The sequence below is a fragment of the Curtobacterium sp. AC272 genome (assembly GCF_979258155.1).
The window spans coordinates 2,896,147-2,915,081 of the sequence record NZ_OZ409838.1; the positions used below are offsets into that span (position 1 = coordinate 2,896,147).

Genomic DNA, 18,935 nt, shown 5'->3' on the forward strand with positions numbered 1-18,935 from the left:
GTTCTTTCGACCAGGTATGCCCGTTCCGGCAAGGTGTGCAGCGGCGCGTCACCGGCCGCGCGGGGCTCCCGTGGACGCGCGCACGACGAGCTGCGGGACGATGTCGATCGGCCGCAGGAGCTCGTCCTCGCCGGGCAGGAGCAGGTCGACGCAGCGGCGGCCGAGCTCGGCGAAGTCGACCTGCACGGTGGTGAGCGGCGGCCAGAAGTGCTTCGCCTCGGGGATGTCGTCGTAGCCGACCACCGACAGGTCGCCCGGCACGTCGAGCCCGTACGAGCGGGCCGCGTGCATGACGCCCAGGGCCATCTGGTCGTTCGAGCAGAACACCGCCGTGCAGTCCCGCCACCGCAGGAGTTCTCGGCCGGCTTGGTAGCCGAAGTCCGCGGTCCAGTCGCCCAGGATCGGCGGGACGACGGACATGTCGCGGTCCGACATGGCACGGAGGAAGCCCTGCATGCGGGCGTCGGCCTCGATCCAGTCCTGCGGGCCGGCGATGTGCCGGATGTACTCGTGGCCAAGGTCGAGCAGGTGCTCGGTCGCGAGCCGCGCGCCCTCCATCTGGTCGACCCACAGGGCCGTCGGGTCCTCGCCGACACTGGCCCGCATCGTCACGTACGGCGTGCGGATGCCGAGTTCCTCGATCAGGTCGAACACCCGCTGCTGGGGGGCGATGACGACGATGCCCTCGACGTCCAGGTCGAGCAGGTGCCCGAGCCCCTCACGCACGGCGGTGTCGGTCGCCTCCGCGATGTTCGCCGTCGTCACCGAGTACCCGCGCTGCATCGCCGCGTCCTCGATCGCCTGCAGTGCGACCGCCGGGCCGTAGTGGGCGCGCCGGGCGGTCAGGACGCCGATCGTGTGGGTCCGGCTCGTGACGAGGGCGCGCGCCGCACGGTTCGGCCGGTACTGCAGCTGCTCCATCGCCGCCAGCACCTTGTCGCGCGTGGCGTCGCGGATGGCGTCGGAGTTGTTCAGCACCCGCGAGACGGTCTGGTGGGAGACGCCCGCGATCCGTGCGACGTCACGGATGCTGGGCGAACGCGGTTGCTGTGCCCGCGATGACGCCATTGCTGCTCGTTTCCGCCCGGGGCCGTGGCACGCCGATGTGCACGTTCACATTCCGGGCCAGATCATTATGCACGTCCGGCGGATCGACGCCACCTGAACGTCCTCGAGGCTGCGGCCCGGCGGCGTGCCGGGCCGCAGCCTCGCTGCGCCCTCGCGGCGCGTCAGAGCCAGTTGCGCTTGCGGAAGATCGCCCAGAGCACACCCATCAGGGCGAGCATGCCGAGGATCGCGACCGGGTAGCCGTACCGCCAGTGCAGCTCAGGCATGTGGTCGAAGTTCATCCCGTAGACACCGGCGATCAGCCCGGGGGCGAACAGGATCGCCGCCCACGACGAGATCTTCTTGACCTCCTCGCCCTGGCGGTGCGCGGCGCGGGCGAGCTGCCGGCTCTCCTCGCCCTGCGCCAGGCTCGCACTGGTCATCCGCCGCATCGCCTCGTTCTGCTCCTGTGACACCAGGGTCGCGTGCAGTGTCAGGGCGTTCTCGAGCAGGGACCGGAACGAGTCGACCCGCTCCGTCACGCGCAGGGCGTGGTCGAGCACGTTGCGCAGGCGGTGCTGCACCTCGTCGTCGACGCCGTACTTGTCGGCCCCGCGAAGCAGGCCCTTCACCATCGCGGGCACCGGCTTCGTGGCGCGCTGGAAGGACAGCACCTCGCTGAGCAGCTGGTAGATGCGCTTCGAGACACCGGGGTCGACCTGGCCGGCGAAGAGCTGGTCCTCGATGGCGTCGATGCCGTCCTGCAGCACCTCGACCACCGGGGCGTAGCCGTCCACGACCTCGTCGAGCACCGCGGCGGTCACGGCCTCGGAGCCCAGTGCCAGGAACTCGGGGTCGGCCTCGACCTGGGCGCGGAGCGCAGCGAGGTCGAGGCGCTCGGCGTGCCGGACGCTCACCACGAACCGGTCGCCGACGAACAGGTGCACCTCGCCGAACTCGACCGTGCCCTCGTCGCGGTCGAACCAGGCCAGGCGGAGCACCAGGAAGAGCGTGTCGCCGTACCGTTCGAGCTTCGCGCGCTGGTGCCCCTTGCGGGCGTCCTCCACCGCGTTCTCGTGCAGGTCGAACTCGGTCGCGACGGCGTCGAGCTCGTGCGGGTCCGGACGGAGCAGCCCGATCCACGCCAGGTCGCACCGTGCGACCTCGTGGCGTGCGCCGAGCGACAGGGTCGACGGAGACTCGATGCGACGTCCTTCGACGTAGATCGCGTTGTCGATCATTGCCATGCGCGTGCTCCTCGTGGTCGGGAGCAGGCAGGCGCGATGCCGCGGGCGGACCGCAGCGGGCGGAGGAGATCTAGGACACGGGCGCGGCGGCGAGGGGGAGGGGCTGCCGGCCCGCGCGAGGATGGTCACCCGACATCGCGCCTCACCTGCCCTTCTCCTGGTCGTGCGGCCGCGGTGCGCAGCCTCGTCGCCACAACCGTGGCCGACGTCCGACCCTACTCCGGACGCACGGGGGAGCCAAGCGCTCGGCCGCGCTCGGCCGCGCTCGTCCGAGACTCGGCCTGGGCGACGGTTCTCGTGCTCGCGGGCACGAGGAGTGTCGCGGAGCGCGAGTCTCGGCCCAGGCGGCCGCCCGGGTCAGCGGGTGATGTGCAGGCCCGCGGCCTCGAGCTCGGTCAGCTGCCAGCCCAGCCAGGGGCTCCAGCCGAACGGCGCACCGGCGACGGCGGCCCGCAGCGAGTCCTCGGAGACCCAGGCGTACTCGGCGACCTCGTCGTCCGCGGGTGCGGGCAGGTCGTCGGTCACGGCGCGGAACACCGGGCAGACCTCGTTCTCGACGATGCCCGAGGCGTCGACCGCGCGGTACCGGAAGTCCGGCAGCACGAGCTCGACGTCGCGCACGGTGATGCCGAGCTCGCGTGATGCCCGGCGGGCGATGGCGTCCTCGAACGACTCATCCGGGCCGGGGTGCCCGCAGAACGTGTTCGTCCAGACACCGGGCCACGTCTTCTTCGACAGGGCGCGACGGGTCACCAGGACGTCCCCGTCGGTGTTGCGGACGTGGCACGAGAAGGCCAGGTGGAGGGGCGTGTGGTCTGTGTGCACCGTGAACTTGTCCGCTGTGCCGATCGGGGTACGGTCGTCGGCCAGCAGGACCACGGTTTCCGGGAAAGCGCTCATCTGCACCGATAGGTTAGGCCAATGAGCGAGGAAGCGGCCACCGTGGCGCACATCGACCTCGCGCTCGTCGACGACTGTCTCGAGCGCTTCTTCGTCGTGTCCTCGGCTCGTGCCGCGCGTTACGGCCGTCCGTCCGAGGAACTCTGGCGGGTGCTCCGCAAGGCGAGCATGGGCGGCAAGCGCTTCCGACCGCGCATGGTGCTGACCGCGTACCTCGGCCTCGGCGGGGACGACGTGCACGCTGCTGCGCACGTCGCCGCGGCCTACGAACTCCTGCACACCGCGCTGGTGGTGCACGACGACGTCATCGACCGCGACTGGGCCCGCCGCGGCCAGCCGAACGTCGCCGGCTCCTACCGCGACGCCGGCACCACCGGTGGGCTGCCGCTGCCGACCGCCGAGCACCGCGGGATGAGCGCCGCCGTGATCGCGGGCGACCTCGCACTCTCCGGCGCACCGCGGTTCATCGAATCCTCTGGTGTGACGGGCGAGCGTCGTGGGCGTCTGCTCGAACTGCTCGACGAAGCCGTGTTCGCCAGCGCCGCCGGTGAGATGACCGACGTCGACCTGGCCCTCGGCGTGATGCCGACGGTGGACGAGGTCCTGGCGATGGAACGGGCGAAGACGAGCGTGTACTCGTTCGAGGCGCCGCTGCAGTCCGGTGCCGTGCTCGCCGGCGCGCCCGAGACCGTCGTCACCGCGCTCGGCGCCTTCGGCCGCGAGATCGGCATCGCCTACCAGATCGTCGACGACCTGCTCGGGGTGTTCGGCGACGAGACGACCACCGGCAAGAGCGTGCTGGGGGACCTGCGCGAGGGCAAGCGGACCATGCTCATCGCGTACGCGGCCACGACCGACTGCTGGCCGGACATCGCTCCCTACCTGGGCGACCCGGACCTGACCGAGGAACGCGCGGCCGAACTCCGTGCGACCCTGGTCACCTGCGGCGCCCGTGCCGCAGCCGAGTCCCGGATCGCCGACCACGTCGCACTCGCCCGTGCCGAGCTCTCCGGACTGCCGTACGACCTCGCCGACCGCCTGGAGGGCCTCGTGACCGAACTCGTGGAGCGCGCCCGGTGACGACCGACACCACCCGGACCGGCAGTGCGCCGTCCGGTCGGCTCCCCCTGTACGACGCCACGGCCGAGGCAGCGTCGAGCGTCGTCATCGACCGCTACTCGACATCGTTCGGCCTGGCGAGCCGGCTGCTCGCCAAGGACACCCGCGAGCACATCCGCAACGTCTACGCGCTGGTGCGCGTCGCCGACGAGGTCGTCGACGGTCCCGCGACCGAGGCAGGGCTCGACCCCGACCTGGCACGGACGGTCCTCGACGAGCTCGAGGCCGACACCGAGCGCGCGATCGCCCTCGGCTTCTCGGTGAACCCCGTGGTGCACGCGTTCGCCCGGAGTGCACGGGTCACGGGCTTCGGCGCGGAGCTCACGAAGCCGTTCTTCGCCTCGATGCGGATGGACCTGGAGCGCACCGAGCACGACGACGCCTCGTTCGCGGCGTACGTGTACGGCTCGGCCGAGGTCGTGGGGCTGATGTGCCTGCGTGCGTTCGTGTACCGCGCCGGCCGCCCGACCTTCGACCAGGCGGAGCTCATCGCGGGAGCCCGTGCGCTCGGTGCCGCGTTCCAGAAGGTGAACTTCCTGCGCGACCTGCACGCCGACTTCGAGGTGCTCGGTCGCTCGTACTTCCCGGGGTCGACATCCGCTCGTTCGACGAGGCCACGAAGGAGCGCCTGGTCGCCGACGTGCAGGCCGACCTCGACCACGCGGCCCGGACGATCCGGCTGCTGCCGCCCGACGCCCGGAACGCCGTCGAGCTCGCGCACGCCCTGTTCCAGGAACTCAACGACCGCATCGCCCGCACGCCGGCGACGCGCCTGGTGACGACGCGCGTGCGCGTCCCGAACCCGGTGAAGGCGCGCCTGGCCGCACAGGTGCTCGCCGGACGCGCCCCCGTGCGGTCGAAGGTGGCCACCCGTCGGCCAGGAGGCACGTCATGACCCCGCCCCGCGCCTCCCGTCCGACGGCCGTCGCCGCCACCACCCGGCGCAAGGTGCCCGCCCGACGCGCCGTCGTGATCGGCGGCGGCATCAGCGGACTGGCGTCCGCGGCGCTGCTCGCGCGGGACGGCTTCGCCGTGACCGTGCTCGAGCAGCGGTCGCAGCTCGGCGGCCGTGCCGGTTCGTGGGAGCGCGACGGCTTCCGGTTCGACACCGGGCCGTCGTGGTACCTCATGCCAGAGGTGTTCGACCACTTCTTCCAGCTGCTCGGCACCTCGGCCGACGCCGAACTCGACCTCGTGAAGCTCGACCCCGGGTACCGCGTCTACAGCGAGGGCAACGACGAGCCGATCGACCTGCGCGCCGACGCCGAGGCGAACATCGCGCTGTTCGAGTCCGTCGAGCCCGGAGCCGGCAAGCGGATCCGGAAGTACCTCGCCTCGGCCGAGGACACCTACGCGATGGCGATCCGCCGGTTCCTGTACACGACGTTCCAGGACCTCACGAAGCTCGCCGCCCCCGACGTGCTCCGTCGCCTGCCGAAGCTCGCCCGGCTCCTGCTGCAGCCGCTGTCGTCCCGCGCTGCCTCGGCGGTCAAGGACCGGCGACTCTGGCAGATCCTGGGCTACCCGGCCGTGTTCCTGGGCACGAGCCCGTACGCCGCGCCGAGCATGTACCACCTGATGAGCCACCTCGACCTCGCCGACGGGGTGCTCTACCCGAAGGGCGGCATCACCGAGGTGATCGCCGCGGTCGAACGCGTGGCCCGTGCAGAGGGCGCGAGGATCATCGCCGGCGCGAAGGTCGAACGGATCGTCGTCGAGGACGGCGTCGCCACCGGGGTCGTGCACCGCGACCGCGACGGCGTGCAGCACACGGCTCCGGCCGACCTGGTCGTGAGCGCCGCCGACCTGCAGCACACCGAGATGCAGCTGCTCGACCGCGAGCACCGCACCCACGGTGCTGAGCACTGGAAGACCCGCGACCCCGGACCGAGCGCCGTGCTCGTCTACCTCGGCATCGACGGGCCGACGCCCGGCCTGCTGCACCACACGCTGGTGTTCACCGAGGACTGGAAGGCGAACTTCGGCGCGATCTTCGGCAAGGACCGGCACGTCCCCGACCCCGCGTCGATCTACGTCTGCGCGCCGTCGGAGACCGACCCGTCCGTCGCGCCCCGCGGCTCGAGCAACCTCTTCATCCTGGTGCCCCTGCCCGCCGACCTGTCCATCGGCAAGGGCGGGATCGACGGTGCCGGCGACTACGAGGTCGAGCAGATCGCCGACCGCGCCATCGACGTCGTCGCCGAGCGTTCGGGCGTCCCCGACCTGCGGGACCGCATCCGGGTCCGCCGGACGATCGGCCCGCGCGACTTCGCCGACGACCTCAACGCGTGGAACGGGTCGATGCTCGGCCCCGCGCACACGCTCAAGCAGAGTGCGTTCTTCCGCGAGAAGAACGCGTCGGCCAAGGTCGAGGGCCTGTACTACGCCGGGGCGTCCACGATCCCGGGCATCGGTCTGCCGATGTGCCTGATCAGCGCCGAGGTCCTGCTCAAGCGGATCCACGGCGACACGAGCACCGAACCGCTGCCGACGCCGCTCGGCACCCCGCGGAACCAGGCCGGCACCGTCTGATGCCCGGGCTGTACCTCGCCGGCCTGGTCGTGTCGCTGATCGGCATGACCGTGCTCGACGCCCGCTTCCGGCTGTTCTTCTGGCGGGCGCCGTGGCGTGCGGCTGCGGTGATGGTCGTCGGCGTCGCGTTCTTCATGGTGTGGGACGTCGCCGGGGTCGCGTACGGCATCTTCTTCATCGGCCCGCAGCACCTGCTGACCGGCGTGCTGCTCGCCCCCGAGGTCCCGCTCGAGGAGCTCTTCTTCCTGCTGCTGCTCTGCTACTCGACGATGGACCTGGTCGGCTTCGTCCGACCCGTCGTGCAGCGGTCGCTCGGACGGCGGCGCCCGTGACCGGCTCCGGCGCCTACGCCCTCCTGGCCCTGCCGTTCTTCGCCGTCGTGGCGGTGGTGGCGGTCGTCGCCGGGATCGTGGCCGCGCGCCGTGCGCGAGCAGCGGGACGACCACCGGGGCCCGGCCGCCGGGTCGCACTGGTCACGTCGCTCGTCGCCGGGATCGCGCTCCTCGTGATGACGATCGTGTTCGACAACGTCATCGTGACCCTGCGCATCGTCGCCTACGACCCCTCGCTCATCAGCGGGGCGAAGATCGGGGCGATCCCGGTCGAGGACCTCGCGTACGCGATGGCGGCGATCGTGCTGCTGCCCAGCCTGTGGGTCCTGTTCGACCGGACGGGCCCACGCGACCCGGCCGCCGCGCGCCCCGCGCCCGACCCGACCACCGCACCACCGGAGGACGCCCCGTGAACGCCAGCACTGCCTCCAGGCCGTCGACCCTGCGCGCCCTGTTCGTGTCGTCACGCCCGATCAGCTGGGTGAACACCGCCTACCCGTTCGGTGCCGCGTACCTGCTCGGCAGCGGGGTCGGCGTCGAGGGCGGCGGTGGGTTCTCGCTCGTCGCGTTCCTGGTCGGCGTCGTGTACTTCCTGGTGCCCTACAACCTGGCGATGTACGGCATCAACGACGTCTTCGACTACGAGTCCGACCTGCGCAACCCGCGCAAGGGCGGCGTCGAGGGGGCGCTGCTCGACAAGAGCGTCCACCGCACCACGCTCTGGGCCGTCGTCGTCACGAACGTGCCCTTCCTGGTCGCGCTCGTCGTCCTCGGGGCGGTGAGCGGGAACGGGCCGTGGTCGTGGCTCGTCCTCGCGATCAGCGTCTTCGCCGTCATCGCGTACTCGGCGCCGGGGCTGCGGTTCAAGGAGAAGCCGTTCCTCGACTCCCTGACCTCGTCGACCCACTTCGTCTCGCCCGCGATCTACGGCCTGGCGCTCGCCGGACCGCACTGGACCGGCCAGCTCGTCGCCGTCTGCATCGCGTTCTTCCTGTGGGGGGTCGCCTCGCACGCCTTCGGCGCCGTGCAGGACGTCCTGGCCGACCGGGCCGGCGGCATCGGATCCGTCGCGACCGTCATCGGGGCGCGGGCGACCGTGCGACTCGCGTTCGTCGCGTACCTGATCGCCGGCGTCGCACTGCTGTTCTCGGCGTTCCCGGGGCCGATCGCCGCCGTCGTCGTGATCCCGTACGCGCTCAACGTGCTGCCGTGGTGGAACATCACGGACCAGGGCGCCGAGGCCGCGAACGCCGGGTGGAAGCGGTTCCTCTGGATCAACTACCTGGCGGGGTTCATCGTGACGATGGCGCTCATCGCCTACGCCTTCACGCACTGAGCGCCCGGGTCCCGTCCCGTCCCGCCGGTCCCGTCGGCGTCCCGTCGAGGTTCCGAAATCTCGGCATCTCGACGTCGCCCGACGCACTCCGTGGAACCTCGGCGCCGCGCACACGGCATGTCGTGGAACCTCGGCGCCGCCGCGCGTGGAACCTCGGCGCCCGCCGCGCGCGGCACCGACGACGCCCGCCGCGCGCAGCACTGACAGACTGGACGGACGCGTCACGGGAGTCGTGACGCGGCAGCCACGAAGGAGTGCACGCATGACGGTCCGGATCATCCACGTCGGTCTCGGAGGGTGGGGCGGCAACTGGGCCCGCACCGCCATCCCAGAGGTCTCCGAAGTGGAGGTGGTCGGGATCGTCGACCCGGTGCCGGCAACGCTGACCGCCGTGCAGCAGGACCTCGGGCTGCCCGCGTCCGCCGCGTTCGCGTCCCTCACCGAGGCGCTCGCCGGGGTCGAGGCCGACGCCGTCGTCATCACCGCCCCCGCCGTCACCCACGTACCGCTCGCGCTCGAAGCCCTGGACGCCGGCAAGCACGTCCTGGTCGAGAAGCCCTTCGCCAACACCACGGACGAGGCCGTCACCGCCGTGCGCCGTGCCGAGGAGCTCGGCCTCGTGCTGCAGGTCAGCCAGAACTACCGCTGGTACCCGGCACCGCGCGCCGTGCAGGACCTGCTCGCTGCGAACACCGTGGGCGAGCTCTCCGCGATCAACGTCGACTTCCGGCAGTGGGACAACGACCTGGCGTTCGAGGAGCACCCGCACTACAAGTTCCCGCACGCCATGATCAACGACATGGCGATCCACCACTTCGACCTGCTCCGGATGGTCACCGGACAAGAGGCCGTCCGGGTCTTCGCCAAGGCGACCTTCCCGTCGTACAGCAAGTACCAGGACGAAGCCATCGCCTCGATGCTCATCGAGCTCGACGGCGGGCTGGTCGTCAGCTACCGCGGCAGCTGGCTGAGCCGCGGCCCCCGCACGGCGTGGGCCGGCGAGTGGAGCATCCAGGGCGAGGACGGCGAACTCTGGTTCACCAGCCGCGACGGAGCACCGAACGCGGTCGACGGCGACGTGGTCACCCTCCGCCGCACCCAGGACGACGAGGCCGAGCCCGTCGAGCTGCCCGTGCTCGAGCACACCGACCGTCAGGGCGGGCTGCAGGCCTTCGCCCGTTCGGTCGAGGGCGGCCCGGCACCGGCGACGAGCGGCCGCGACAACCTGCGCAGCCTCGCACTCATGGAGGCAGCTGGTCGTTCGGCTGCCAGCGGCCAGCCCGAGGACGTCGTCGTCCCGTCCTGAACGCCGTGACCGACGGACGGGAGGCCCGTGGCGGGCCCGCCACGGGCCTCCCGTCCGCCATGCGGCCGCGCCCACTGCCGCGGGAGCGACACCGACCGGGTGGCCGCGCCGCGGCCATCTGGGCGCGCCCCCGGCCCAGCCGTGTAGAAACTGGGGAATGGCCAAGGACAGTCTCCCCGAGCTCGAACTCGCGAACGTCCGCACGCGCGAGCGCATGACCGACACCGTCACCGAGCTCAAGCGCCGTGCGAACCTCCCGGCGCGGGCACGGCTCGCAGCCGCGAAGACCCGCCAGCGCTGGCACCGTGACCCCACGCCCCTCGTGGCCATGGGCATCACCGGTCTCACCGGGATCGCGGCGATCATCACCGGCATCGCGATCCGCAACCGCCCCGCCGGACACCTGGCAACTCCACCGGCGAGTTCGGCGATCACCGCGCTGCTGCCCTTCGGAGCGCGCGGCGACGGCCCCTCGGCGAAGGAGCAGGCACAGTCCGGTCGCAAGGGTCGCAAGGCCCGGGCGAAGGCCGCCGAGCAGGCGCTGGACCGTGACCCGGCCCACAAGGCCCGCGTGAAGCAGCAGACCGGCATCGCCGCGGTCCAGCGACGAGCGAACAAGAACCGCAAGGCCGCCGTGAAGCGGTCGAAGCAGGCCCTGAAGGCGCGGGGTAGTCCGATGGCGCAGGAGCAGCAGAAGCCGGACCCGGACGACTCCCGGAAGCCGGACAGCCCCGCAGACCTCACCAAGCCGACGCTCGTCTACACGCTCAAGAAGACGCTGCGCGAGTTCACCGGCGACCAGTGCACCGACCTCGCGGCGAGCCTGACCTACTACACGGTGCTCGCGCTCTTCCCCGGACTGCTGGCGATCGTCTCGATCCTGGGCCTCGTGTCCGATCCGCAGAAGACCATCGACTCCCTGCTGACGATCATCGGCAACGTCGGGTCCCAGAGCGTCGTCGACCTGCTGAGGGACCCGATCGAGGGTCTCGTCCGGTCGCCCGCCGCCGGCATCACGTTCGTCGTCGGCATCGTCGGCGCGATCTGGTCGGCTTCCGGGTACGTCGGCGCCTTCGGCCGGGCGATGAACCGGATCTACAACGTCCGCGAGGGCCGACCGATCTGGAAGCTCCGTCCGACCATGCTCGGCGTGACGGTGTTCACCGTCGTCATGCTCGTCGTCGGCCTGCTCGTGCTCGTCTCGGGCCCGCTCGCCCGGAGCTTCGGCGACGTCATCGGACTCGGCGACGCCGCCGCGACGGTCCTGCTGATCGTGCAGTGGCCGATCCTGCTCGTCGTCGCGATCATCGTCGTCGCGGTGCTCTACTACTGGGCGCCGAACGTCAAGCAGCCGAAGTTCCGGTGGGTGAGCGGTGGGTCGATCCTGGCGATCCTCATCCTGATCATCGCGAGCGTCGGCTTCGGGTTCTACGTCGCCAACTTCTCGAACTACAACGCCACCTACGGCTCCCTCGGTGGCGTCATCGTGTTCCTGCTGTGGCTCTGGATCACGAACAACGCGCTGCTGTTCGGTGCCGAGTTCGACGCCGAGCTCGAGCGCGGTCGGCAGCTGCAGGCGGGCATCCGGGCGGAGGAGGACATCCAGCTCCCCGAGCGCGACACTCGCCAGATCGAGAAGCAGGACGAGAAGCGGGCGCAGGACGTCCTCGAGGGGATCAGGATCCGGCAGGGCGCCGACGGCGACTGACGGACGGGGCGTTCCTCCGGACGGAGGCGCTACGGTGCGACCGTGCCCGCCTTCCTCGACGGGCTGCCGTTCTGGCAGCTCGTCCTCGCGCTCTTCGTGATCGTGTTCTGCCGCGCGCAGGCCACGTACTGGGTCGCGCGTCTCGCGGTGACGGGTGCCTCGCGCTCCCGCTGGGGTCGCTGGCTGCACTCGCCGGCGGTCCGCCGCGGCTCGGTGCTCCTCGAACGCTGGGGCCTGCCGGTGGTGACGGTGAGCTTCGTGGTGGTCGGGCTGCAGACGGTGATGAACGCGGCCGCCGGGCTCGCCCGCGTGGCGTGGTGGCGGTACACGATCGCGATGGTGCCGGGGTGCGTCGCGTGGGCCTTCCTCTACGCCACCGTCGGGCTCGCGGTGTTCTGGGCGGTCGTCGCCGCGCTGGCCGGCTCGCCGTGGGGCATCGCAGCGGTGGCCGTCCTGGTGGTCGCGGTGGTCGTCGCGGTGACGGTTCTCCACAGATCCCGGAACCGGACGGGAGGCCCGGCCCGGCTTCCGTAGGCTGGCCCACGTGACGACAGAACAGCTCCAGAACCGTCCGGTCGCCCTGGTGACCGGTGCCACCCGCGGCATCGGCCGCGCGATCGCGACCGACCTCGGTCGCACCCACCACGTGTTCGTCGGCGGACGGAACGCCGAGGCGGTGCACGCCCTCGTCGCCGAACTGCCGAGCGCCGCGCCGTTCGTCGGTGACCTCGGCGCGGGGGACCTGCCGGCGCTGCCCGACCGGCTCGACGTGCTCGTGCACTCCGCCGGCGTCGAGCAGGGCACGACCATCGCCGACACCCCGCGTGCCGTGTGGGAGCAGGTCTTCGCCACGAACTTGTTCGCGGTCGCCGAGCTCACCCGGGTGGCGCTGCCGGCACTCCGGGCGGCTCGGGGCATCGTCGTGCCGATCAACAGCGGCTCGGGCTTCCACTCCGGCCCCGGCGGTGGCGTGTACGCGGCGTCGAAGTTCGCACTGCGGGCCTTCGCTGACGCCCTGCGCGAAGAAGAGCGGGCGAACGGCGTCCGGGTCTCGAGCGTGCACCCGGGCCGGACGGACTCGGACATGCAGCGGGCGCTGACCGAGAAGCTCGGCGAGGACTACGACACCGCGTACTACCTGGCGCCGGAGGACGTGGCCGCGGCCGTCCGGACGGTCGTCGACCTGCCGGAGCGCGGGACGATCGAGTCGCTCGCGATCCGCCCGACCAAGCGGCGCTGATCCCGAGGCCGTTCATCGTGCATGTGGTATATTCACGACCTGCGGCTTGCGTGTAACGCATCAGTATTCTACTGTCCAGGTGACCGACGGCGCTCGCGCGCCCTCTCACCTGGAGACCCCATGCGATCGCGCACCCGGATCCTCGCCGTGCCCATGCCGTTGGTTGCGCTGAGCGTCGTGCTCGGCTTGGCCGGTCCGGCGGCGGCCGCACTCCCGACGCCGGACGAGGAGCGCGGGTCGGGGGAACCGGTTCCCTCGCCCGCCGCGGCGCGGATCGACGTCGCGGTCGAGATCGCGAAGGACGGCTACGGTCCGTTCACCCCGAACGACGAACCGGGCGGCGACTCCGGCGACGCGAACGGCATCGTCCGGACGCTCGACTCGGTCACGTACCGCGTCACGATGAACTCCACCGGCGGCCCCTCGTCCAACGAGACGTTCACCGTGGCGGCTCCGGAGAAGACGTCCTGGGTCGGACTCCCGACCCCGTGCACCGGTGCGGGCTCCTCCGTCAGCGGGAACGTGCTCACCTGCAACCTCGGGACCGTCGCGGAAGGGCACGCGGTCGCCGTCCCGGCCGTGCTGAACGTCTCCGCCGACCGGAAGAACGGCGACCGCATCGCCGTCGACGTCACCGGTACTGCCGATGGTGCCGCACCGATCACCACGACGTCCCCGGCGACGACCGTCTCCGCCGCCGCTCGGTACAACCTCAGCAAGAACGTCCATGCGTCGATCCTCCGGACGGACGTCATCGGTCCGGACGGCAGCGCCGGTCTGCAGCTGGTCTACCCGATCGCGGTCGACTGGCAACCCGTCGTGCCCGGTCAGGGCATGTTCGGGTTCGAGAAGAGTGCCGGTCGCATGCGGTTCACGGACGACGTCTCCCGGATCCTCGGCGACGTCCCGTCGAACGCGGTGCTCTGGAACGGCGGCCAGCCCGTCTGCGGTCCGAACGCCGACACCGCGTGGCGGATGGGCGGCCTCCCGGCGGGGAAGGGCGGCGGAGACGCCGCCGTCGTGGACTCGGGGAGCTTCGCCTGCGAACAGCGCGCCCCCGGTGATGACGTCGACGTGACCATCACCGGGACGGTGACGGACCCGTCCCGCGTGCCGTCGAAGAGCGTCACCAACGGACCGGTCGTCGGCGGGGTGAAGCCGTACTTCGTCAGCGGCTTCATCAGCTTCTGGATGCCGTACCCGCCGTCGGGCACGTCCGTCGAGTCGGTGAACACCTACACTCCGCTCCAGGCCAGCTCGGTCAGCGGCGCCGACAACTTCCCGGGGAGCACCGAGCCGACCGAGGACAACAGCGCCAAGCGCAACGTCGTCGAGTACGCGCCGGGCGGTGTCCAGAAGCAGATCTACCGCGATGCCGGGCTGGGCGCCGGCGCCGAGACGGGGTCCGCGAAGGAGGGCGACCCGTGGCTGACTGCGGGGACCGTCCTCCGCAGCGAGGTCCGCGCGTGGAACCACGGACTCCGGCCCTACGACCACGCGATCCTCTGTGACACCTTCGACCGCGACACCCAGCGGCTCCACCGTGTGGGTGGGAGGACGGCCGCGTACTCCACCGGGATCGACGGGGCGACGATCCAGTACGCGGCCTACGACATGCCGTCACCCGGCAGCGGACAGCAGCAGGCATGCGGCGAGGGCGACGGTCCCTGGTACGACACCCCCGAGGACGTGCCCGGCGGTCCGGGCGCCGTCGGAGCCGTCCGCGTGACCGGCGACGTCCCCGGTGGTGGCACCGCCACGCTCTCCACCTCCGTCACCACCCGGGACGCCCCGAACGGCACGCGCGCCCACGACTTCGGACACGCGTGGTTCGGGGACCGCGCCACCGCCTGGACCCACGACGTCTGGTCCGACCCCGAACTCGGAGCGGGCCCCCTGTCCGACAGCGTCATCATCACCGAGAACCTCGCACGCATCCAGAAGAAGATCGTCGACCCCGGGCACGACGCGGACGACACCCCCGACGAGACCAGCGTGACCGTGCCCGGGAACGCCGTCGACTACGCCCTGTACCCGACGCTGACCAACGGCGAGGCGACCGGTCAGCCGTCGGACGTCACCGTGCGCGACGTCCTGCCCGATCACGTCTCGTACGTCGCCGGGAGCGCCTCGGTCGATCCGGAGATCGACACGGTCGACGGGGACGACGGCACGCGACGCCAACGGCTGACGTGGACCCTGCACAGGGTCCAGCCGAACGCCCCGGTCGACCCGATCACCTACACCGCGGCCGTGTCCGAGCTCGCACCAGCTGGCGCGATCCGGAACGTCGTCGAGGTCGCGTCGCCGAGTGACGCATCCGACGCGGAGTACCGCACGGCCGTCCGCGCCGTCCAGGTCATCACCACCGGCGGTGTCGGCGTGCAGAAGCGGGCACTGGCGCCCGTCGTCGCGGTCGGTGACGATCCCGAGTGGTCACTCGCGTACACCAACACCGACGCCGCTCCGATCGCCGACCTGGACGTGATCGACGTCCTCCCGCACCGGGGTGACGCCCGCAACTCGTCGTTCCACGGCTCGGTCGGACTCGCCAGGTCGGTCGAGGTCCACTCCGCGGCGGGTGAGACCGTCACCTACACGTCCGCCGCTCCCTCGGGTGTCGAGCTCGACGGGGACGCGCCGTCCAACGAGCCAGGCGGTGCCACGAAGTGGTGCGACGCCGAGGCATTCGGTGCCGACGGCTGCCCGGCGGCACTGCAGGACGTCACCGCGTTCCGCATCCAGCGCGCCGCGCCGGTGGCGGGCGGCGAGACCATCACGCACACCGTCGCAGTCTCGACGATCGGGGAGCGTGACGGCGACCGCTACACGAACCGGTTCGGCGTGCGTGCCTCGAACCTCGCGCTGCCGGTGCAGTCCAACCCCGCCACCGTCCGCGTGGCTGCCGGTGCGATCGGGGACCGCGTCTGGTCCGACGACGACGGTGACGGCCTCCAGGACCACGGCGAGCCCGGCATCGCCGACGTGCAGGTCCACCTCGACGGCACCGACGACCGTGGTGACGACGTCGAACGCGACACCACCTCGGACGCCGACGGCACGTACCACTTCGAAGGGCTGCGTCCCGGCGACTACACGGTCACCGTCGAGGACCGTGACGACCGCGCCTTCACCACCGAGCACGTCGGGGACGATCCAGCGGCGGACTCGGACGTGGATGCCCGTGGTGTCTCCGGTACCGTACCGATCGTGTGGGAGCACGACGCCGAAGGCGGTCGGACCGCGGTCACCCGCGACAGCACCGTCGACGCCGGCGTCGTCCCCGTCGTCCCCGTCGAGGACGCCACGCCGGGCCGACCCGTACCGGACCAGCTCGACGGTCCGGCGGCCTCGTCCGCCGCTGCCGGACCGGGCGTGCGGCACGGCGGCGACGGGGCACTGGCCTTCACCGGCTCGACGGGGCTCTCGATCGGCATCGCCTGCGCGGTCCTGCTCGTCGTGGTCGGCGCGCTCCTCCTCGGCGCTGGCCGGAACCGTCCCGGCAGACGCTGACCGTCACCGAGCTCGATCCTGGCGTCGAGCTCGAGCCGGTCGAGGAACGTCTCGTCGTGACTGACCACGACGAGCGCGCCGCGGTGGGCCCGCAACGCGTCGACGAGCTGGTCGACGCTCGTCAGGTCGAGGTCGTTCGTCGGCTCGTCGAGCACCAGCAGCTGCGGCGGCGGATCGGCCAGCACCAGGCTCGCCAACGCCACCCGGAAGCGCTCCCCGCCGGACAGCGCCCCGGCGAGTCGGTCGACGGTGTCGCCGCGCACCAGGAACTTCGCGAGCCGGTTCCGCACCTCGGCGACGGGGACGTGCGGGGCGTCCTGGCGCACGTTGTCGAGCACCGTGGCGGAGTCGTCGAGGGTGTCCTTCCGCTGCGGCAGGTACGCGATCCGCTCGACGTGGGCGACGGCACCGGTGTCGGGCAGCGGGTGCTCCCGGGCTTCCGGCGCACCGACGAGCTGTTCGAGCAGGGTGGACTTCCCGACGCCGTTGTCCCCGGTGACCGCGATCCGCTCCGGTCCCCGCACGATCACGTCCCGCCCACGCACCGTCACGGTCGCGATCTGCCGAGACGCCGGTACGTCCGGGTCGGGCAGGGTCACGTGGATGGACTCATCGTCGCGCAGGCGGAGTTCGGCCTCACGCTTCGTGGCGAGTGCGACGGCCTCGTCGTCCGCGTACCCGATGCGGAGTCGGCCGGCGGTCTGCTCGCCCTTCTTCCGCAGCTCGTTCGCGTAGCCCTTCGGCATGTTCTCGACGGCCTTCACCCCGGCGCGAGCGCGTCGGGCGATCTTCGTCTCGGCCTCGATGCGCTGCCGCTTCTCGGTGCGGTGCCGCTGTTCGGCGACCCGGACCTCGCGCTCGACGGCCGCCTGCTGCACGGCCACGTGCTCCTCGAACGCACTGAACGTCCCGCCGAACACGGTCATCGCACCGGCGCGGAGCTCGCACGTCTCGTCGACGTGCTCGAGGAGCTCCCGGTCGTGACTGACCACCACGAGGGTGCCGCGCCAGTCGTCGACCAGGTCGAGCAGGAGCCCGCGTGCCCGACGGTCCAGGTTGTTCGTCGGTTCGTCGAGGAACGCGATCGGACGGCCGCGCAACCGCACCCCGGCGACGGCGACGAGCACGGACTGCCCGCCGGACAGCGTCGACACCGGACGTTCCAGGTCGGCGCCGTCGAGTCCGACGCTCGCGATCGCTGCGGCGGCCCGCTCCTCGAGGTCCCAGTCGTCGCCGACCTCCTCGAAGTGCTCGGGCGACGCCTCGCCGGACAGCACGGCCCGGAGCGCGGTGAGTGTCGAGCGGATGCCGAGCAGGTCAGCGACGGCGTCGTCGGCCCCCGTCGCCAGGCGTTGCGGCAGGTGGTCGACGGGACCGGACGTCGAGATGGTGCCCGACGTGGGGTGGAGCCGGCCGGTCGCGAGCCGGACCAGCGTGGACTTGCCGGCCCCGTTCCTCCCGACCAGGCCGGTCCGGCCACGCCCGAAGGCTGCGGTGAGGTGGTCGAGCGCGACGGAGCCGTCGGGCCAGGTGAAGGTGACGTCGTGCAGGACGACGGATGGACTGCTGGGCATGGGATGCCTCCCGGTGTCGATGCTGGGCGCACGACACCGGACCCACCGCTGTGCGGTGGAGCGCCCGACGGGGCGCGCGATCACGGTGTCAGCGCGTGGGCTGAGCAGAACCGGTGATCGACAGCAATCCGTCTTCTTCCGTCGGGGACCCCCGTGTCCGCCACCCGTGCCGCCGGTCGGTCTCCCGCCCCGGGGCCTCGTGATGACGACGAGGTGCCTCCCACGGTAATCCCGGCCACGGGGACGCGCAAGGGATGACAGGCTGGGGGCATGCCGGAGAACCTGTTGCCGAACCCGTCGACGAACCCCGAGACCCTGCTCCCCGCCGAACCCGAGGTGACCGCGGCGCTCGCTGCCGACACCCCGATCGCCAGCGTGGTGGTGGCGCACCCGTCGTCGAGCCTGGCGTGGGCCCTGCTCGCCGACGAGGCCTGGGAGCGCGGCGCGAGCCTGGAGTCCTACGCCTACGCCCGCGTCGGGTACCACCGCGGGCTCGACGCCCTCCGTCGCGCCGGCTGGCGCGGTGCCGGCCCGGTGCCGTGGTCGCACGAACCGAACCGCGGCGTGCTCCGCGCGTTGTTCGCGCTGCGGCGGGCGGCCGAGGCGATCGGCGAGGCCGGCGAGCCGGAGCGCCTGACCGACTTCCTCGACGCGTCCGACCCGGAGGCGATCCGCGCGCTCGAGGGGTAGCGCGACGGGGCGGTCCTCGATGCCCTCGGCCCGGAACCGGGCGGCGCCGCGGCCGGCTGTTCCGCGCTGATCGCTGCGGCGACGAGCAGGCCCAGGAAGAGCATCCCGGGCCGGTCGGCCTCGATCCAGTTGAACCCCGCCGCCGACGTGGACAGGGCTGCGAGGGCCGCTGCTGCGCTCAGGGACCCGGAACGGAGCGCCAGGACCGCTGCGGTCACGACGAGCGCGGCCACCAGGAACGCCCCGGGGAGCCCGAGGCTCAGGAGGAGCTGGAACCAGGAGTTCTCCACGACGACGGGTGTGCCACGCTCCACCAGCAGGAGGTTCGACGTGCCCGGACCGGAACCCAGGTGCCCGAGGTGCTCAGACGTCGTCCAGACGAGCGGGGCGA

At 71.7% G+C, this 18,935-nt stretch carries 15 protein-coding genes and 1 pseudogene; 12 read left to right on the top strand and 4 right to left on the bottom strand.

Going from position 1 to position 18,935, the window contains the following annotated elements:
* Nucleotides 1-48: 48 nt before the first annotated feature.
* From ACZZ0J_RS14945 to idi, 3 genes are all read right to left on the bottom strand, one after another.
* The gene (locus ACZZ0J_RS14945) at nucleotides 49-1,068 is read right to left on the bottom strand and encodes a LacI family DNA-binding transcriptional regulator (protein WP_463437542.1); all 1,020 of its coding nucleotides are present in this window, start codon (nucleotides 1,066-1,068) and stop codon (nucleotides 49-51) included.
* Between the two features lie 161 nt (nucleotides 1,069-1,229).
* A complete protein-coding gene (locus ACZZ0J_RS14950; protein WP_463437543.1) occupies nucleotides 1,230-2,294 on the bottom strand; it encodes a magnesium and cobalt transport protein CorA in 1,065 nt (354 codons plus the stop codon).
* Nucleotides 2,295-2,651: 357 nt separating this feature from the next.
* Nucleotides 2,652-3,194, bottom strand: coding sequence for an isopentenyl-diphosphate Delta-isomerase (idi, locus tag ACZZ0J_RS14955; RefSeq protein WP_111085474.1), 543 nt, complete (start codon nucleotides 3,192-3,194; stop codon nucleotides 2,652-2,654).
* Between the two features lie 21 nt (nucleotides 3,195-3,215).
* Here idi and ACZZ0J_RS14960 point away from each other — a divergent pair, with 21 nt between their 5' ends.
* The 11 genes and pseudogenes from ACZZ0J_RS14960 to ACZZ0J_RS15010 all read left to right on the top strand — a co-directional run.
* Complete coding sequence (locus tag ACZZ0J_RS14960; protein WP_131844739.1) at nucleotides 3,216-4,274, top strand: polyprenyl synthetase family protein; 1,059 nt, start codon at nucleotides 3,216-3,218, stop codon at nucleotides 4,272-4,274.
* Nucleotides 4,271-5,092 carry a phytoene/squalene synthase family protein gene (locus ACZZ0J_RS14965; protein WP_463437544.1) on the top strand — a complete coding sequence of 274 codons (822 nt, stop codon included), beginning with the start codon at nucleotides 4,271-4,273 and terminating at the stop codon, nucleotides 5,090-5,092. The genes ACZZ0J_RS14960 and ACZZ0J_RS14965 overlap by 4 nt, the downstream gene beginning before the upstream one ends.
* 112 nt (nucleotides 5,093-5,204) lie before the next feature.
* Nucleotides 5,205-6,845, top strand: coding sequence for a phytoene desaturase family protein (gene crtI / locus ACZZ0J_RS14970; RefSeq protein ID WP_463437545.1), 1,641 nt, complete (start codon nucleotides 5,205-5,207; stop codon nucleotides 6,843-6,845).
* Complete coding sequence (locus tag ACZZ0J_RS14975; RefSeq protein ID WP_111085416.1) at nucleotides 6,845-7,177, top strand: lycopene cyclase domain-containing protein; 333 nt, start codon at nucleotides 6,845-6,847, stop codon at nucleotides 7,175-7,177. Before crtI ends, ACZZ0J_RS14975 begins: the two co-directional genes overlap by 1 nt.
* Entirely contained in the window at nucleotides 7,174-7,590 is a 417-nt protein-coding gene (locus ACZZ0J_RS14980) for a lycopene cyclase domain-containing protein (protein ID WP_463437546.1), read from the top strand. Before ACZZ0J_RS14975 ends, ACZZ0J_RS14980 begins: the two co-directional genes overlap by 4 nt.
* A complete protein-coding gene (locus tag ACZZ0J_RS14985) occupies nucleotides 7,587-8,513 on the top strand; it encodes a prenyltransferase (RefSeq protein ID WP_463437547.1) in 927 nt (308 codons plus the stop codon). The genes ACZZ0J_RS14980 and ACZZ0J_RS14985 overlap by 4 nt, the downstream gene beginning before the upstream one ends.
* A gap of 262 nt (nucleotides 8,514-8,775) precedes the next feature.
* Nucleotides 8,776-9,819: a Gfo/Idh/MocA family protein gene (locus ACZZ0J_RS14990; RefSeq protein WP_111085419.1), complete on the top strand. Its 1,044-nt coding sequence runs from the start codon at nucleotides 8,776-8,778 to the stop codon at nucleotides 9,817-9,819.
* Between the two features lie 157 nt (nucleotides 9,820-9,976).
* Nucleotides 9,977-11,527, top strand: coding sequence for a YihY/virulence factor BrkB family protein (locus ACZZ0J_RS14995; protein WP_463437548.1), 1,551 nt, complete (start codon nucleotides 9,977-9,979; stop codon nucleotides 11,525-11,527).
* A gap of 42 nt (nucleotides 11,528-11,569) precedes the next feature.
* Nucleotides 11,570-12,061, top strand: coding sequence for a DedA family protein (locus ACZZ0J_RS15000; protein ID WP_123340009.1), 492 nt, complete (start codon nucleotides 11,570-11,572; stop codon nucleotides 12,059-12,061).
* Nucleotides 12,062-12,071: 10 nt separating this feature from the next.
* A complete protein-coding gene (locus ACZZ0J_RS15005) occupies nucleotides 12,072-12,767 on the top strand; it encodes an SDR family oxidoreductase (protein WP_463437549.1) in 696 nt (231 codons plus the stop codon).
* 1,614 nt (nucleotides 12,768-14,381) lie between these two features.
* Nucleotides 14,382-15,920: pseudogene (locus ACZZ0J_RS15010) on the top strand (SdrD B-like domain-containing protein); the annotation flags it as partial.
* Here ACZZ0J_RS15010 and ACZZ0J_RS15015 read toward each other — a convergent pair.
* A complete protein-coding gene (locus tag ACZZ0J_RS15015; protein WP_463437550.1) occupies nucleotides 15,860-17,854 on the bottom strand; it encodes an ABC-F family ATP-binding cassette domain-containing protein in 1,995 nt (664 codons plus the stop codon). The pseudogene ACZZ0J_RS15010 and the gene ACZZ0J_RS15015 sit on opposite strands and share 61 nt — an antisense overlap.
* 270 nt (nucleotides 17,855-18,124) lie before the next feature.
* Here ACZZ0J_RS15015 and ACZZ0J_RS15020 point away from each other — a divergent pair, with 270 nt between their 5' ends.
* The gene (locus ACZZ0J_RS15020; protein ID WP_463437551.1) at nucleotides 18,125-18,544 is read left to right on the top strand and encodes a DUF3151 domain-containing protein; all 420 of its coding nucleotides are present in this window, start codon (nucleotides 18,125-18,127) and stop codon (nucleotides 18,542-18,544) included.
* Nucleotides 18,545-18,935: the final 391 nt, after the last annotated feature.

Coding starts and splice junctions, on each gene's coding strand:
- crtI (WP_463437545.1), top strand. CDS start 5,205: ATGACCCCGCCCCGCGCCTCCCGTCCGACGGCCGTCGCCGCCACCACC.
- ACZZ0J_RS15015 (WP_463437550.1), bottom strand. CDS start 17,854: ATGCCCAGCAGTCCATCCGTCGTCCTGCACGACGTCACCTTCACCTGG.
- ACZZ0J_RS14995 (WP_463437548.1), top strand. CDS start 9,977: ATGGCCAAGGACAGTCTCCCCGAGCTCGAACTCGCGAACGTCCGCACG.
- ACZZ0J_RS14975 (WP_111085416.1), top strand. CDS start 6,845: ATGCCCGGGCTGTACCTCGCCGGCCTGGTCGTGTCGCTGATCGGCATG.
- ACZZ0J_RS14945 (WP_463437542.1), bottom strand. CDS start 1,068: ATGGCGTCATCGCGGGCACAGCAACCGCGTTCGCCCAGCATCCGTGAC.
- ACZZ0J_RS14950 (WP_463437543.1), bottom strand. CDS start 2,294: ATGGCAATGATCGACAACGCGATCTACGTCGAAGGACGTCGCATCGAG.
- ACZZ0J_RS15020 (WP_463437551.1), top strand. CDS start 18,125: ATGCCGGAGAACCTGTTGCCGAACCCGTCGACGAACCCCGAGACCCTG.
- idi (WP_111085474.1), bottom strand. CDS start 3,194: ATGAGCGCTTTCCCGGAAACCGTGGTCCTGCTGGCCGACGACCGTACC.
- ACZZ0J_RS14990 (WP_111085419.1), top strand. CDS start 8,776: ATGACGGTCCGGATCATCCACGTCGGTCTCGGAGGGTGGGGCGGCAAC.
- ACZZ0J_RS14960 (WP_131844739.1), top strand. CDS start 3,216: ATGAGCGAGGAAGCGGCCACCGTGGCGCACATCGACCTCGCGCTCGTC.